Source organism: Burkholderia sp. MSHR3999 (genome assembly GCF_000833595.1).
Lineage (GTDB): Bacteria > Pseudomonadota > Gammaproteobacteria > Burkholderiales > Burkholderiaceae > Burkholderia > Burkholderia ubonensis.
On the sequence record NZ_JRFO01000005.1, the window covers coordinates 274,936 to 292,421 of the forward strand.

Consider the following 17,486-nt stretch of genomic DNA (forward strand, 5'->3'; position numbering starts at 1 on the left):
GGAGTCCGAGTTGAACGACTACAAGGCATTGCTCAAAAGCTCGATCCGCAAGATCCAGGAACAGGACCGGCGCATTCGCGAGCTCGAGTCCGGCGTCGACGAGCCGGTGGCGATCATCGGCATGTCGTGCCGGTTTCCCGGCGCGGCGGACCCGGACGCGTTCTGGCGCGTGATCGAGGACGGCGCGGATACGGTCGCGACGATGACCGGCCAGCGCTGGGACATGGACGCCTGGCATGCGGACGACCCGCGCGAGGCGGGGCGGATCTACACGCGCCGCTTCGGGCTGCTCGACGGCATCGACGGCTTCGAGCCGGCCGCGTTCGGCATCTCCGAGGACGAGGCGCCGTACATCGATCCGCAGCACCGGCTGCTGCTCGAGGAGGCCTGGTTCTGCCTGGAGCGCGCCGGGCTGGACGTGAAATCGGTGAAGGGCGCCGACATCGGCGTGTTCGTCGGCCAGATGAACAGCGACTACGCGCGGCTGATCCGCCGCGCGGAGGACCTGAACCCGTACGTCGGCGCCGGCAGCGCGCCGAGCGCGGCGGCCGGCCGCCTGTCCTACGTGTTCGGCCTGAAAGGGCCGAGCATCACGATCGACACGGCCTGTTCGTCGTCGCTGGTCGCCGTGCACCTAGCCAGCCAGAGCCTGCGCCTCGGCGAATGCTCGATGGCGCTCGCGGGCGGCGTGAACCTGCTGCTGAGCCCCGAGACGGCGGTGGGCGCCTGCGTCGCGCGGATGCTGTCCGCGCGCGGGCGCTGCAATGCCTTCGGCAACGAGGCCGACGGCTACGTGCGGGCCGAGGGCTGCGGGCTGGTGCTGCTCAAGACCCTGTCGCGCGCGCGCGCGCCGACGGCGACGCCGTGCTGGCGGTGATCCGCGGCTCGGCGGTGAACCAGGACGGCCGCAGCCACGGCCTCAGCGCGCCGAACGGCCCGGCGCAGGTGCAGGTGATGCGCGACGCGCTCGCGCGTGCGCACGTCGACCCGGCCGAGGTCGGCTACCTGGAGACGCACGGCACCGGCACGCCGCTCGGCGATCCGGTCGAGGTGCAGGCGATCGACGCCGTCTATGGCCGCGCCGAGGGCCGCCGCGCGCCGCTCGCGCTCGGCGCCGTGAAGGCCAACATGGGCCACGGCGAATCGGCCGCGGGCATCGCCGGGCTGATCAAGCTCGTGCAGCTGCTGCGGCACGATCGCCTGCCGCCCGTCGCGCATCTCGATGCGCTGAACCCGCATTTCGACGGCCTGAGCGAGCACCTGCTGTTTCCGAAGGGCGCCGCCGCCGCGTGGCCGCACGGGCGCCCGGCGCTGGTCGCGCTGAGCTCGTTCGGCTATACCGGCACCAACGCGCACCTGCTGCTCGCGCGCGGCGACGAGGGCGCGGCCGGCGCGCCCGCGCGGCCCGCGCACCGTTTCGAGCGCCGCCGCTACTGGCTGCCCGACTACATGACGGCGCGCGCCGGCGCGCTGCCGGCGCTGTTCGATCCGGTCCGCCATCCGTTCTTCGCGACCAGCATGAACGAGCCCGACGGTGGCTGCCTGCTGGCGGGCGAGCTGTCGCTCGCGCGCCAGCCGTTCCTGCGCGATCACGTGGTGGCCGGCGACGTCGTGCTGCCTGCCAGCTGCTTCGTCGACATGGTCGCGCACGCGTGCGCGACGGCGCTCGGCGCGGCCGCGCGCATCGAGCAGATGAGCCTGCTGCAGCCCTGCGTGCTCGACGACGCGCCGCTCGGCCTCTATTGCCGCGTCGGCGCGCGCAGCGGCGGCGCGGTGGCCGTCGACATCCTGACGCGCCGCGCCGGCCGCGACGACTGGCAGCACCATGTGCGCGCGAGCGTGCGCGCCGCGCGCGCGCCGAGCGCGCGGCGCCATGACCTGGCGGCCGATCGCGCCGCCTGCCCCGAGCCGGTGTCGCCCGACGCGCTGCGGCGCGCGGCGCGCGAGGCCGGCGTGGCCTACGGCCCGGCGTTTCGCGCGATCGACGGCCTGTGGCGCGGCCCCGGCGTCGCGCTCGGCCGCATCGTGCGGCCGGCCGCGCTGACGGGCGGCTGGAGCGGCCCGGGCCTGCACCCGGTGATGCTCGACGCCTGTTTCCAGGTGATCGGCGCCGCGGCCGCCGGTGAAGGCGGCCTGGGCGAGCCGGGCGGCGCGCGGGGCCTGTTCGTGCCGGCCGCGCTGCACGGCGTCGAGGACGCCGGGCGCCGGGCGGCCACGCTCTGGTGCGCGGCCCGCATCGTCGGGCCGGCGCCGGCCTGGGACGACGACGCCCAACTGCACGACTACCTGCGCGAGCGCGACACGTTCTCGGTGCAGTTGCGCGTCTATGACGACGACGGCCGGGAGGTGGTGTCGGTCGAACGCTTCGACGCGGCGCGCTACCGGCCGCGCCCGGCGGCCGACGCGTGGCGCGACTGGCTGCTGGAGCGGCAATGGATGCCGTCGCGCGCGCGCCGCGCGGCCGGTTTCCCGTTCGCGGCGGCGGCGCTCGTCGCGGGGCTCGGGCCCGACGAGGGCGCCGCGTCGCGCGTGGTCTCCGCCACGGTGCGGCGCGGCTTCGACGAGATCGCGGCCGGCTATATCCGCCGCGCGCTCGACGCGCTCGACCTGACGCCGGCCCGGCTGCGTGCGGGCCTGCCGTCGCCGCAGGCGCTGGAGTCGCAGTACCGCATCGCGCCCGCCCATCACCGGCTGGTGCGCCGGCTGCTGGCGCTGCGCGACACGCTGCCCGTGCCCACGCGCAGCACGCCCGAGCTCGAGGCCGAGCTGCGCCGCGAGCTGGGCGGCGAAACGCGCGAGCTCGACCTGCTGGTGCGTTGCGGCGAGGTGCTCGCCGACGTGCTGCGCGGCCGGGTCGGCGCGCTGACGCTGCTGTTCGAGCCGGCGCAGGCGGCCGACGTCGAATCGGTCTACCAGGACAGCGCCGGCAGCCTCGCGCTCAACGATCGCATCGCGGCGCTGGTCGCGCGGCTCGCGGACGCGCTGCCCGAGGGCCGGCCGCTGCGCGTGCTGGAAGTCGGCGCCGGCACCGGCGCCACCACCAGCCGCGTGCTGCCGGTGCTGCGCGCTCGCGCCGCCGAGTACGTGTTCACCGACGTGTCCGCGCACTTCCTGCACCGCGCCGAGGACAAGTTCGCCGGCGACGCGTTCGTCACCTACCGCAGCCTCGACCTCCAGGCGCCGCCGGGCGAGCAGGGCTTCGACGCCGGCGCGTTCGACGTGGTGATCGCCGTCAACGTGGTGCACGCGACGGCCGGCATCGCGGCCTCGCTCGCGCATCTGTCCGAGTGCCTCGCCGAGGGCGGGATGCTGATCCTGCGCGAAGTGACCGAGCCGCAGGCGTGGCTCGACGTGACCTTCGGGCTCACGCCGGGCTGGTGGAGCTTCACCGATGCCGGGCTGCGCGAGGACGGCCCGCTGCTCGACGCGGCGCAGTGGGACCGCGTGCTGCGCGAACAGGGCTTCGAGCCGGCGCTCGCGACGCCCGAGGCCGGCCGCACCGAGAGCGTGATCGTCGCGCGCAAGGCGGCCGCTCGCGCGGGCGGGCACTGCGTCGTGTTCGCCGATGCCGACGACTGGTCCACGCAACTGGTGGCGGCGTTGCGCGAAAGCGGGCGCATCGTGTCGGTCGTGAGCGCGGACGAGGACGCGCCGCGCGCGCCGCTCGAACGCGACGACTTCGCCGGCCGGCTCGACGCAATCGAAACCGCGCACGGCGCCGTGACCGAGATCGTCTATGCATGGTCGGCGCGCGCCGCGACGCTCGACGCGGCCGATCCGGAAGTCGCGGCCGAACCGTACCTGCGCGAGCCGCTCGCGCTGTGCCAGGCGCTGCTGCTGCCGCGCTGGCGCGAGCTGCAGGCCAGCTTCGTGACGGCCGGCGCGCAACCGGTCGCGGGCGGCGTGACCGAACCGCTGCAGGCGCTGCTGTGGGGCCATCTGCCGGCCTTCGTGAACGAGAACGCGCGGTTCGCGCGGATCGTCGACGTCGATCGCGACGAGCCGGTCGGCCCCGCGCTGCTCGGCGCGCTCGCGCAGCGCGACGAATGCCAGATCGCGGTGCGCCGCGACGCGTGGTTCGTGCCGCGGCTGCGCGCGGCGACGCTGGTCGAGGCCGGCGCGCCCGTGGTGTCGGGCGACGCGAGCTACCTGATCACGGGCGGCTTTGGCGCACTCGGCATCGAGACCGCCCGCGCGCTCGCCGCGCAGGGCGCGCGGCACCTGCTGCTGCTCGGCCGTCGCGTGCCCGCGTCGGCCGAGGCCGCGCTCGCCGGGCTGCGCGAACAGGGCGTCGCCGTGCATGCGCTGGTGGCCGACGTCGGCGACGAAACGGCGCTGCGCGCCGCGCTCGCGAGCGTGCCGCCCGAGGCGCCGCCGCTGCGCGGCGTGGTGCATTCGGTCGGCGTGCTCGACGACGGCGTGGTCGGCCAGCAGAGCTGGGAGCGCTACCTGCGCGTGCTGCGGCCGAAGATGGCCGGCGCGCTGCTGCTGCACCGGCTGCTCGATGCGTGCGCGCTCGACTTCTTCGTGCTGTATTCGTCGGCGGCCGGGCTGATGGGCAATCCGGGCCAGGCCAATCACGCCGCCGCGAGCGCGTTCCTCGACGCGTTCGCCTGGTATCTGCGCGGCCAGGGCGTGCCCGCCGTCGCGCTCGATTGGGGCGCATGGTCGGAGATCGGCGCGGCGGCGGCGCGCGACGTCGGCGCGCGGCTCGGCGCCGAGGGCTCGATCGCGGGCGTGATCGCGCCGGAGCAGGGCGCGGCCGTGATCGCGCGCCAGTTCGGCTGCGCCAATACGCAGCTCGCGGTGCTGCCGCTGAACCTGCGCCAGCCGGTCGACGCGAGCCGCCAGCCGCAGGTGCGGCGCCTGCTCGCCGAACTGCTGGCCGACGCGCCGGCCGCCGCCGGCATGCGCGCGGTGGATGCGGCGCGGGACGGCGCAGGCGACGGCGAAGGCGAGGCCGCGGAAGCGGGCGACGCGTGGCTGGCGCGCCTGCTGCGGATGAGCGTGCGCGAGCGTCGCCGTCATCTCGGCGACTATCTCGCGCAGACGGCGGGCGCCCTGCTCAAGCGTCCCGGCGCGATCGACGCGCAGGCCAGCCTGTTCGACCAGGGGCTCGACTCGCTGCTCGCGATCGACCTGCGCGGCACGCTCGAACGGCGCTTCGGGCAGCGCTTCGAATCGACGCTGCTGTTCGACCAGCCGAGCGTCGCGGCGCTGACGGACTTCCTGCTCGGCGCGCTGGCCGAGCAGGCGCCGCGCGCCGACGCGCCCCCGGCCTCGGCCGAGGCGGCGGTGTCCGCGCCGGCAAGCGCCGCCGCCGTGGCCAAGCCGCCCGCCGGGCCGCGCGATGCGGATCGCGACGCCGGCGGCGCGATCGCTGTGATCTCGATGGCGTGCCGCTTCCCGGGCGGCGCGAATTCGCCGGAAGCGTTCTGGGAGCTGCTCGCCGACGGCGTCGACACGGCCGGCCCGATCCCGCCCGAGCGCTGGGATCACGCGCGGTACTACGACAGCGAGAAGGGCAAGCCGGGCAAGGCCTACGTCGACGAAGGCTGTTTCGTCGACACGGTCGACCAGTTCTATCCCGAGCGTTTCGGCATTGCCGGCATCGAGGCGGAGCTGATGGACCCGCAGCAGCGCATGCTGCTCGACGTCTGCTACGAGGCGTTCGAGCGCGCGGGCATCGATCCGGGCGCGCTCGGCGGTTCCGAGACGGGCGTGTTCATGGGCGTGATGACGCAGGACTACCTGCAACTGACGCAGCACGTGCGCGAGCATGCGTTCTACGTCGGCACCGGCTCCGCGAACAGCATCGTCTCGGGCCGCATTGCGCACGCGTTCGGCCTGATGGGGCCGGCGATGACGATCGACACGGCCTGCTCGTCGTCGCTCGTCACCGTGCAGCTCGCCTGCGAGCAGCTGCGCTCGGGCGCCTGCGACATGGCGGTGGCCGGCGGCGTGAGCCTGCAGCTGACGCCCGAGCCGCTGGTGCTCGAATGCGCGGGCGGGATGCTCTCGCCGAGCGGGCGCTGCCGCACGTTCGACGCGGATGCCGACGGCTTCGTGCGCGGCGAGGGCTGCGGCGTGGTGGTGCTCAAGCGCCTGGCCGACGCGGTCGCGGCCGGCGATCCGGTGCTCGGCGTGATCCGCGGCGGCGCGGTCGCGCACGACGGGCGCGCCGGCGGCCTGACGGTGCCGAACGGGCTGGCCCAGCAGCGCGTGCTCGAGAAGGCGCTGGCCGACGCCGGCATCGGGCGCGAGCGCGTGTCCTACGTCGAGGCGCACGGCACCGGCACCCATCTCGGCGACCCGATCGAGCTGAACGCGCTGCAGGCCGTGTACGGCAGGACGCCGCGCGAGGCGCCGCTGCTGCTCGGCTCGGTCAAGACCAACATCGGCCATGCCGAGGCGGCGGCCGGCATCGCGGGGTTGATCAAGGTGCTGCTGTCGATGCGGCACGAGACCTTGCCGCCGCATCTGCATTACCGGCGCGCGAATCCCAATTTCGACTGGGCGCGCGGCGCGCTCGAAGTGGTCGGCCAGCGCCGCGGCTGGCACGCGGCGGCGCCGCTGGTGGCGGGCGTCAGCTCGTTCGGCCTGAGCGGCACCAATGCGCATCTGCTGGTCGAGCAGTACGTCGCGCCGGTGACGCTGCCCGATACGCCGGCCGGCTTCGTGCCGCTCGCGATGCTTTCGCAGGTCGATCGCGCGCAACTGGCGTCCGACGCCGCGCGTTACGCGGCGGCGCTCGCGAACGGCGCCGAGGCGGCCGACGTCGCCTACACGCTCAGCGTGTCGCGCGCGGGCCATGCGGTGCAGGCGGTGCTGCCGGCCGGCTCGGCCGCGCAGCTGCGCGACGGGCTGCTGGCGCTGGCGGCCGGCACCGGGCCGGCGTTCGACCGGCCGGCCGCGCCGGCGCCGCTCGAATGGCGGCTCGGCGACGGCGGGCGGCCCGACTGGGCGGCGCGCGCCGTGCATTTCTACGACCTCTATCCTGCGTTCCGCGACGCGGTGGACGCGTGCGTCGACGGGTTGCGCGCGCGCGGCCGGGCGCCGACCACGGGCCGCGCGCTGTGCCTCGGCGACGCCGCCGCGTTCGAAGCGGCCATCCTCGTCTACGCGTTCGGGCGGCTGCTGCAGCGGCTCGGCGTGCAGCCCGAGCGCATTCATGCGCGCGGCCCGCTCTGCTTCGTGGCCGCCGCGCTCGGCGGCGCGCTCGATCCCGACGCGATGCTCGACGGCCTCGTGGCCGACGACGCGCAGGCCGTGCGCGATGCGCTGGCGCAACTGGGCGACCGCGAGAGCGAGGTCGCGCTCGCGTTCGAGCCGGTGCCGTCGTGGCCGGTCGAGCTGAACGAGGCGGCCGCGCGGGCCTGCCGGGCTCACGCGCCGGCGCGCGGGACGCAGCGCGTGCCGGCCGTCGTCGTCCTGCCGTCCTGCGCGCTGGACGGCCGCCCGCTCGGCGGGCTGGCCGGGCTGTTGGCCGCGCTGCCGGCGCGCGGCCAGCGCATCGACTGGCACGCGTATTTCGAGCCGTCGCGCGCGCGCCGCATCGAGCTGCCGGCCAGCCGGTTCCCGGCGCGCCGCTACTGGGTGCCGCAGACGCCGGCCGCGCCGGCATCTGCGCCGGCAACGGCGCCGGCCGCGGCCGGCATCGTCGTCGCGGATCTCGTCTCCGCGCGCGACGGCAGCCGCTACGTCGAATTCGCGCTCGATCGCGAGCGTCATCCGTTCCTCGACGAGCATCGCCTCGGCCGCGACAACGTGCTGCCCGCGGCCGGCACGCTCGCGCTGGTGCTGCATGCGCTCGGCCGCGACGCGCTGGCGCACGGCGTCACGCTCGAGGACGCGCGCTTCCTGAGGCCGTTGCGGTTCGGCGCGCGGCTCGACGCGCAACTCGAGATCGGGGCCGACGGACGCGCGTCGCTGCACGACTGGTCCACTGCCGAGCGCGCCGCGCAGCCGTTCGCGACGGTCGCGAAGCTGGCGGCGGAAGGCGGCCCGACGCAGGCGCAGGCCGAATCCTGGCTCGCGAGCCTGCGCGCGCTGCGCGAGCCGTCGGCCGAACGCCACGACGGCGACGCGTTCTATCGCGACCGCCTGCCGCCGCAACTGCGGCTCGGCCCGAGCTACCGGCGCATCGAACGGCTCGCCTGCGACGCCGGCCGCGCGCTGGCGGAGATCCGCGCGATCGACTCGGCGTTCGCCGTCGATCCGCGCGTGCTGGACGCGTGCCTGCAAGCCGTCAATGCGATCGACCACGCGTCGGACGGCGAAGCGGGCGCGAGCTACCTGCCGTTCGCGCTGCGGCGCGTGTCGATCGCCGGCTGGCCCGCGGGCGAGCGCTTCAGCTGCGTCGTGCGCCATCTGCCCGACGCGGGCGCGGCAGGCGAGCTCGTCTACGACCTCGCGCTCGTCGACGAGCACGAGCGCGTGTTCGCGGTGATCGAGCAGGCGCGGTTCCGCCGCGCCGCGCTGCCGGCGGGCGATGGCGATGCCGCGACCGAAGCGACCGAAGCGCACGAAGCGCACGAAGCACATGAAAAGGCCCCCGCGCAGACCGCCCCCGGCGACGCCCCCGCCGCGCTGCCCGACGATTTCGCGCAACTGAATCCCGACGCGCAGGCGCAGGTGGTCGCGACGCTCGTGCGCGACCTGCTCGTGCGGTTCCTGAAGATCGACGCGGGCGCCGTCTCCGACGAACGCCCGTTCTTCGATCTCGGCATGGATTCGGTGTCGGCCGTCGAATTCAGCGATCAGCTCGACGCGTGCTTCGCGCTCGACCTGCACGTCGACACGATCTTCGACTACCCGAGCGTGGCGAGCCTGACCGGCTACCTGCTCGAACGGCTCGCGGCGGCGCGCGCGCCGCGCGAGCCGGCGGGCGCGGCCGGGCAGGCGGCTGCCGGGTTGCCGATCGACGAGCTGTCCGCGCTGCTCAGGCAAGAGATGGGCGACGACTAACCGCAATCTCCAGGAATCCGGAACATGCAAGACATCCAGCAGCTCCTTGCGAAGAGCCTGAACGAAATCAAGCGCCTGAAGGCCGCGAACCACGCGCTCGAACACGCGCGCCGCGAGCCGATCGCGATCGTCGGCGCGGCCTGCCGCTACCCGGGCGGGATCGGCTCGCTCGACCAGCTTTGGACCGCGCTCGAAGCGGGCCGCGACGGCATCGGCACGATGCGCGCCGAGCGCTGGCCGATGCAGCGCTTTCTCAGCGACGATCCGCATCGGCCCGGCGGCATCTACAGCGACGCGATGGGGCTGCTCGACGCGATCGACCAATTCGATCCCGCGCATTTCGGGCTCAAGCGCGACGAGGCGATCCACATCGATCCGCAGCACCGGCTGCTGATGGAAGTGGCGTGGGAGGCGTTCGAGGACGCCGGCTACGCGGTGGAGACGTTCTCCGGCAGCCGCACCGGCGTCTACGTCGGGATCATGAACGACGACTACGGCCAGCTTCAGGGGCCGCTCGAGGCCGCCAGCCTCTACATCGGCTCGGGCATCGCCAAGAGCTGCGCGGCGGGACGCCTGGCCTACACGTTCGGGCTGGAAGGGCCGACGCTCGCGCTCGACACGGCCTGCTCGTCGTCGCTGGTCGGCGTGCACCTGGCCGTGCAGGCGCTGCGGCGCGGCGAATGCGACGCGGCGCTCGCGGGCGGCGTGAACCTGATCCTGTCGCCGCAAGGCACGGTGGTGGCGTGCCGTTCGCAGATGCTCTCGCCGAGCGGGCGCTGCCGCACCTTCGACGCGGGCGCGGACGGCTACGTGCGCTCGGAGGGGTGCGGCCTGGTGCTGCTCAAGCGCCTCGCCGACGCCGAACGCGACGGCGATCGCATCCTTGCGCTGATCCGCGGCTCGGCGGTCAATCACGACGGCCGCACGCAGGGCCTGACCGCGCCGAGCGGCCAGGCGCAGCGGCGCGTGATCGCGGCGGCGCTGGCCGACGCGGGCGTGGCGGCGGCCGACGTGGGCTTCGTCGAATGCCACGGCACCGGCACCTCGCTCGGCGATCCGATCGAGCTGCGCGCGCTCGAGGCCAGCTACGTGCACGAAGCCGGCGCGCGCGCGCCGCTGGTGGTCGGCGCGCTGAAATCGAATCTCGGCCACATGGAATCGGCGGCCGGCATCGGCGGCCTGCACAAGGCGATCCAGGTGGTGCGCCATCGCGTGGTGCCGAAGAACCTGCATTTCGAGACGATCAACCCGCAGATCCGCGTCGACTTCGAGCGGCTGCGCATCGCCGCCGAAGCCGTCGCGATGCCGGCCGACGGGCGCGCGCTGGCCGGCGTCAGCTCGTTCGGCTTCAGCGGCACCAACGCGCACCTGATCGTCGAGGCCTATGCGCCGGCCGCCGACGCGCACGCATCCGCGGGTGTGCCCGCGGGAGCCTCCGATTCGGCGCCGCTCCAGCTGTTCCGGCTCGCCGCGCAATCGGGCGCCGCGCTCGTCGATTACGCGGGCCGTTACCTCGGCTGGCTCGACGACGCGCTCGCGCGCCATGCCGCGCCCGATCCGGCGGCGCTCTGCTACACGGCCGCGGTGGGCCGCGGCGACGGCGCCTGCCGGATCGCGCTGACCTTCGAGACGCCCGACGACCTGCGCGCCTGCCTGCGCGAGTACCTGGACGTTGCCGGCGGCGATCCGAGCGCGCCGGTGCCGAAGTCGTGCGCGGCCGAGTGGGTGATCGGCGGCGCGGCCGACGTCGACTGGGGCGTCGCGCGGGCGCTCCATGCGCGGCGCGGTTTCTACCGCGAACGCGTCGAGCACGCGTGGGCCAGCCTCGGGGCGCATTTCCCGGACGGGCCCGCCGCGTTTCGCCGGCTCTGCGACGGCGTGGCGGACAGCAAGGACGGCGGCACGACGGCGAACGCGACGCTGCCGCATACCGTGCATCGCTGGGCGCTCGCGCAGCTGCTGATCCATCTCGGCCTGCAGCCGGCGCGCGTGCGCGGCTACGGCGCCGGCGAATATCTCGCGGCGGCGGTCGCGGGTCTCGTCGACTGGGATGCCGCGCTGCTGCTCGCGGCCGGCGGCGCGGTGCCGGCCGGCCTGAAGGCGGGCCGCGCGCGCTGCGCGTTCGCAAGCACGTTCGGCGACGGCGAGGCGCCCGCGCTCTGGCAGCGCGACGGCGGCCCGGCGGCCGGCAGCGTGCCGCCGCTCGCGGACGAAGCATGGCCCGACGACGCGGACGGCATCGTCGTCGAGCTGGGCGCGGGCCTCGCGTTGCGGCTCGGCGATGCGGCCGACACGCGCCTGTTCCGCTGGACGCACGGCCGCACCAATCGCGACGCGGCCCGGCCGCTCGAAAGCTTCCTCGCGCAGGCCTACATGGCGGGCCTGCCGGTGCGCTGGGCGCGCGTGTTCGAGGAGCAGCCGCCGCGCCGCCAGAGCCAGCCCGGCTATCCGTTCCAGCGCGAGCGCGTGTGGACCGACTGGGGCTATTCGTTCGATGCGGCGCTGCCGTCCACCGTCGGCCGCGCGGCCGGCGCGGCGGCCGTGCGCATGCCGGCGCTCGCGACCGGCCTGGCCGGCGAGCCGGTCGCGCACCCGGTGCTGCGCTCGATGTTCGCGTGTCCGTCGGGCGCGCGCAATTTCTCGGGCGAAGTGTCGCTCGCGGCGCTGCCGTACCTGGCCGCGCACCGCATCCTCGGCGAGATCGTGCTGCCGGCCAGCGCGCAGCTCGACCTGATCGCGACGGCCGGCCGCGCGTGCTGGCCCGGCCGGCCGCTCCTCATCGACGAGCTGCAGCTGCCGAACCGCTGCGTGCTCGGCGACGAGCCGCTCGACCTCTATTGCCACCTGCGGCCCGCCGAAGGGCGCGTGGAGCTGCACGGCCGGCCGCGCGGCGCGCCGGGCTGGACCCTCTACGCGCGGGCGCGCATCGGGCCCGACGAGGCAGCCGCGCCGCCCGCCGCCGATCCGGCCGTCTGGCGCGCCGCGTGCGTCGAGACGGTGCCGGTGCGGCGCCACTATCACGAGATCGCGCAGGTGGGGCTCGAGTACGAAGCCGACTTCCAGGGCATCTTCGAGTTGTCGCGCGGCGCGGGCGGCGCGCTCGCGAAGATCGCGCTGCCGCCCGGCGTCGACCAGTCGCTCGACGGCTACAGCGCCCATCCGATCCTGCTTGACGCGTGCCTGCAGGCGATTTCGGCGGCGGCGCCGCCCGATGCCGACGGCGAGCTGCTGATCCCGGCCGCGATGCGCGGGATTCATCTGTACCGGCCGCTGCCGGAGCTGATCTGGTGCCGCGTCGACGTGCATTCCGACGGCGCCGGGCGATCCACCCGGCACGCGACGCTGACGATCGCCGACATGCAGGGCGAGCCGGTGATGCGCATCGACCGTTTCGAGACGACGCGCTACACGGGCGCCGTCGCGCGCCCGGCCGAGACCTGGGCGGACTGGCTCTATGCGAAGCACTGGGTGCCGGCCGTCGCCGTCACCCCGGCCACCCCGGCCGCGCATGTCGCGCGCCACTGGCTGCTGCTCACCGACGGCGGCGCGGCCTGCGCGGCGCTCGCGACGATGCTGGCCGCGCGCGGCCATCGCGTGTCGGTGCTCGGCCGCGAGGCGGCGCCCGCCGATGCCGACGGCTTCGGCGCGCTGCTCGATCGCGTCGCGGCCGACGGCGGCCTCGACGGCGTGATCTACGGCTGGTCGCTCGACGGCTTCGATCCCGAGGCGGCCGGCGAGGGGCTCGATGCATCGCTCGGCGCGTCGCTCGGCGATTGCGCGCGCCTGCCGCTCTGGCTCTGCCAGGCCGCGCTCGCGCCGGGCCGGCGCGACCTCGCGCTGCATTTCGTCACGCGCGGCAGCCAGCCGGCCGGCGAGACGCGCGTGAGCGCGCCGCTGGCCGCGCTCGTCTGGGGGCTGGTCGGCAGCTTCGTCAACGAGCAGCGCCGCCCGGCGCGCCTCGTCGACCTCGATCCGGATTGCCGCGACGGCCGCGCCGACGCCGCGCTGCTGGTGCAGGCGATCCACGCGGACGGCGACGAGGCGCAGTACGCAATCCGCGACGGCCGCCTGCTGGTGGCGCGGCTGCGGCGCGCGACGCTGCCGGCGTCGCCGGCGCCCGTCATCGATCCCGAGGCCTGCTACCTGATCACGGGCGGCTTCGGCCAGCTCGGCGTCGAGACGGCCGCGGCGCTGGCGCGGCAGGGCGCGCGGCACCTGGTGCTGGCGGGCCGCGATCCGGCGCGCGGCGACGGCGACCCCGCGCTCGCCGCGTTGCGCGAGATGGGCGTGCAGCTGCATCCGCTCGCCGCCGACGTGGGCGATCGCGCAGCGTTCGCGCCGCGCCTTGCCGAGTGCCTGCGCGACCTGCCGCCGCTCAAGGGCGTCGTCCACTCGGCGGGCGGCCTCGCCGACGGCGTGCTCAGCGAACAGAGCTGGGAGCGCTATCTCGCGGTGTTCGGCGCCAAGGTGCACGGCACGCTCAATCTCCATCACGCGCTGCGCGGCCGCGCGCTCGACTTCTTCGTGCTCTATTCGTCGGCCGCCGCGCTGCTCGGCAACCCGGGGCAGACCAACTACGCGGCGGCGAACGCGTTCCTCGACAGCTTTGCCGCGTACCGGCGCGGCCTCGGGCAGGCGGGCCTCGCGATCGGCTGGGCCGGCTGGGCGGGGGCGGGATGGCCGCCGGGCGTGCCGATGCGCGGGCCGACGCGGCGATCGGCCTGATCCCGCAGGAGCAGGGCGCCGAAGTGATCGCGCGCCAGTTCGCGCACCGCGACGGCGATGTCGCGCTGATCCCGATGCGGATCGCCGCGCTGGCCGGCCAGGACCGCATGCCGTTGCTGCGCCCGCTGCTCGCGGAGCTCGTCGATGCCGACGCGCGCGACGCGGTGGTCGCGCGCGCCGAACGCCGGCCCGGCGGCGCAAGCGGCACGGCGCTGCTGGCGGGCCTCGCGGCCCTCGACGTCACGGCGCGCGCGGCGCGGCTCAAGCGCCACCTCGACGACGCGATCCGCAAGCTGCTGAACCACTCCGACGCGCTCGACGACCGCGCGAGCCTGTTCGATCTCGGCCTCGATTCGCTGCTGAGCATCGACCTGCGCATGCAGCTCGAAAAGGATCTTGCTTGCAGCCTGTCGACCACGGTGCTGCACGACTATCCGACGATCGATGCGCTCGCGGGCTTCCTGGCCGAACGCGTGGGCGCGCCGCCGGCGGGCGCGGCGGCGCCCCGGGCGGCTTCCGTGCCGGCTGCGGCGGCGGCAACCTCGGCAACCTCGGCAACCTCGGCAACCTCGGCAACCTCGGCAACCTCAGCGACAGCGGCGACTGCGGCGACTGCGGCGACTGCGGCATCGCCCGCCGCACACGCCGCGCCCCCGGCCGAACCGCACCGCGCCGCCGGCCAGGCGCTGCCCGCCGGCGCGGGCCCCGACGACATCGCCATCATCGGCGTGGCGGGCCGCTATCCCGGCGCCGCCGACCTGCGCGCGTTCTGGGACAACCTGCGCGACGGCCACGACGCGATCACCGCGATCCCGCCCGATCGCTGGAACCACGACGCCTGTTTCGACCGGCGCCGCAACGTGCCCGGCAAGAGCTACAGCGCGTGGGGCGGGTTCATCGACGGCGTGGACGCGTTCGATCCGGCGTTCTTCAGCATCTCGCCGAGGATGGCGGCCTATCTCGATCCGAAGGAGCGGCTGTTCCTCGAGACGGTCTGGAACCTGCTCGAGGAGGCGGGCGAGACGCGCGAGCGCATGCAGCAGGCGTACGGCGCGCAGGTGGGCGTGTTCGTCGGCGCGATGTACCAGCTCTATGGCGCGTGCGCGGCCGACGAGGGCGAGCGCACCGCCACCGCGCTGTCCTCGTACAACGCGATCGCGCATCGCACCTCGTACTTCTTCAACCTGCGCGGGCCGAGCGTCGCGCTCGACACGATGTGCTCGTCGTCGCTGACGGCGGTCCATTACGCGTGCCGCAGCCTGCTCGACGGCGACTGCGCGCTGGCGATCGCGGGCGGCGTGAACCTCTCGCTGCATCCGCGCAAGTACGTCGGGCTGAGCCAGGCGCAGATCGTCGGCAGCCACGCCGACAGCCGCAGCTTCAGCGACGGCGACGGCTACCTGCCGGCCGAGGGCGTGGGCGCCGTGCTGCTCAAGCCGCTCGCGCGCGCGCTGGCCGACGACGACCGGGTCCTCGCGGTGATCAAGGCCTCGTCGGTGAACCACGGCGGCCGTTCGAGCGGCTACTACGCGCCGAACGCGAACGCCCAGGTCGAACTGATGGAGGCCAGCTTCCGCAAGGCCGGCATCTCGCCCGATTCGATCGGCTACGTCGAGGCGGCCGCCAACGGCACGAGCCTCGGCGACGCGGTCGAGCTGAAGGCGCTCGCGCGCGTGTTCGACGGCGCCGCGCGCGACGGGCGCACGCTCCCGATCGGCACCGTGAAATCGAACATCGGCCACCCGGAGGCGGCGTCGGGCATCGCGCAGCTCACCAAGGTGATCCTGCAGATGCAGCACGAGACGCTCGTGCCGTCGATCAAGACCGAGCCGCTCAATCCGAACGTCGATCTGTCGCGCACGCCGTTCCGGCTGCTCGCGCGACAGGCGGCATGGCCGTCCGATCCGGCGCGGCCGCGTCGCGCGACGGTCAGCTCGTTCGGCGCGAGCGGCGCGAACGCGCACCTGATCGTCGAGGCGTTCGAGCCGGTCGCGGCGGAGCCGGCGCCGGCGCCGGCTGCCGGGGCGACGGCGCCGCAGGCCGAGATCGTCGTGCTGTCGGCGCGCACGCCGGCGCAACTGGCCGAAGTGGCGCGCCGCCTGCTGGCGTGGCTCGCGACGCGGGACGACGCGAAGGATGGCGCAGGCGACCCGGCGGCGGCGCTCGCCGATCGCGGCCGCGCGCCGTCACTCGCGAATCTCGCGCACACGCTGCAGACCGGGCGCGAGGCGATGGACTGCCGGCTCGCGCTGCTGGTCGACGGCCTCGACGCACTGCGCGACGGGCTGCAGCGTTTCCTCGGCATGCCGGCCGGCGCGGCGGACCTCGCGATGTATCACGGCAACGTGCAGGACCAGCTCGAGATGCGCAACCTGCTGTCGGGCGCCGCCGGTGACGCGATGGCGCAGGCGCTCGCGGCCGAACGCAACCTGGAGGGGCTGATGCTGCACTGGGTGCAGGGCGGCAACGTGCCGTGGCTCGCGTTGCGCGAGGGCCGGCCGGCGCGCCGCATCGTGCTGCCGACCTATCCGTTCGAGCGCGCGCGCTACTGGCTGTCCGGCGGTGAGGGCGAGGCGCCCGGCGAGGCGGACGCGGGCGGCCTGCCGGCCGGCGCGGACGCGGCGCGCGAGCCGGACGTCGTCGACGGCCGCGCCTGAGCCTGAGTCCGACCCGATGCGCGCCCTGACCACCCATTCCTTCAACCTGTCCAACCGTACTTCGACCATGTCGCTGTTCTCACCGTACCAACTGGGCAACGTCACGTTGCGCAACCGCATCGCGATCTCGCCGATCTGCGTGTACTCGGCGCGCGACGGCGTTCCCGACGACTGGCACCTGGTGCATCTGGGCAGCCGCGCCGTCGGCGGCGCGGGCCTCGTGTACACCGAGGCCACCGCGGTGTCGCCCGAAGGCCGCATCACGTTCGGCTGCACGGGCATGTGGAACGACGCGCAGCGCGACGCGTGGGCGCGCATCGTCGCGTTCGTTCGCGCGCGCGGCGTCGCCATCGGCGTCCAGCTCGCGCACGCCGGGCGCAAGGCCAGCACCGACCTGCCCTGGCTGGGCGGCAGGCCGCTGCCGGCCGACACGCGCGGCTGGCGGCCGCTCGCGCCGAGCGCGCTGCCGTTCGACGTCGGCTACGGCGTGCCGGCCGAGATCGACGAGGCCGGCATCCGCAAGGTGGTCGCCGATTACGCGGCCGCCGCGCGCCGTGCGCTCGAGGCCGGGTTCGACGTGATCGAGATCCACGCCGCGCACGGCTACCTGTTCCATGAATTCCTGTCGCCGCTGTCGAACCTGCGCACCGACCGCTACGGCGGCGCGCTCGAAAATCGCGCGCGGCTGCTGCGCCTGGTGGTGGCGGCGGTGCGCGAGCAGTGGCCGCGGCCCCGGCCGCTGGTGGTGCGCCTGTCGTCGACGGACTGGACGCCGGGCGGCTGGGACATCGACGAATGCGTCGAGCTGTGCGGCTGGCTGCGCGGCGACGGCGTCGACATGATCGACGCGTCGTCGGGCGGCAACATCGCCGGCGCGACGATCCCTGTCGGCCCCGACTACCAGGTGCCGTTCGCCGCGCGGATCCGCCGCGACGCTGGCATCGCGACGGGCGCCGTCGGGATGATCACGTCGGGCAGGCAGGGCGCCGACATCATCGAGCGCGGCGACGCCGACGTGGTGCTGGTCGCGCGCGAATCGATGCGCGATCCGTATTTCCCGCGCCGCGCGGCGGCCGAACTCGGCGTGCCGATCGAGGTGCCCGAGCAATACCTGCGCGCATGGTGACGCCGCCGCGC

At 74.7% G+C, this 17,486-nt stretch carries 5 protein-coding genes; all 5 read left to right on the plus strand.

Going from position 1 to position 17,486, the window contains the following annotated elements; genetic code table 11:
• Positions 1-10 precede the first annotated feature (10 nt).
• From KY49_RS34530 to KY49_RS15005, 5 genes are read left to right on the plus strand one after another with little or no spacing between them, the layout of a single operon-like run.
• On the plus strand, positions 11-877 hold the full coding sequence (locus KY49_RS34530; RefSeq protein WP_052495712.1) for a beta-ketoacyl [acyl carrier protein] synthase domain-containing protein: 867 nt from the start codon (positions 11-13) through the stop codon (positions 875-877).
• Positions 865-8,967, plus strand: a complete 8,103-nt coding sequence (locus tag KY49_RS34535) for an SDR family NAD(P)-dependent oxidoreductase (protein WP_052495713.1) — start codon at positions 865-867, stop codon at positions 8,965-8,967. The genes KY49_RS34530 and KY49_RS34535 overlap by 13 nt, the downstream gene beginning before the upstream one ends.
• A 24-nt stretch (positions 8,968-8,991) precedes the next feature.
• Entirely contained in the window at positions 8,992-13,692 is a 4,701-nt protein-coding gene (locus tag KY49_RS34540) for a type I polyketide synthase (RefSeq protein WP_052495714.1), read from the plus strand.
• Positions 13,644-16,349, plus strand: a complete 2,706-nt coding sequence (locus KY49_RS15000; RefSeq protein ID WP_052495715.1) for a beta-ketoacyl synthase N-terminal-like domain-containing protein — start codon at positions 13,644-13,646, stop codon at positions 16,347-16,349. The genes KY49_RS34540 and KY49_RS15000 overlap by 49 nt, the downstream gene beginning before the upstream one ends.
• Positions 16,350-16,365: 16 nt before the next feature.
• Positions 16,366-17,475, plus strand: a complete 1,110-nt coding sequence (locus KY49_RS15005) for an NADH:flavin oxidoreductase/NADH oxidase (protein ID WP_231636427.1) — start codon at positions 16,366-16,368, stop codon at positions 17,473-17,475.
• Positions 17,476-17,486: the final 11 nt, after the last annotated feature.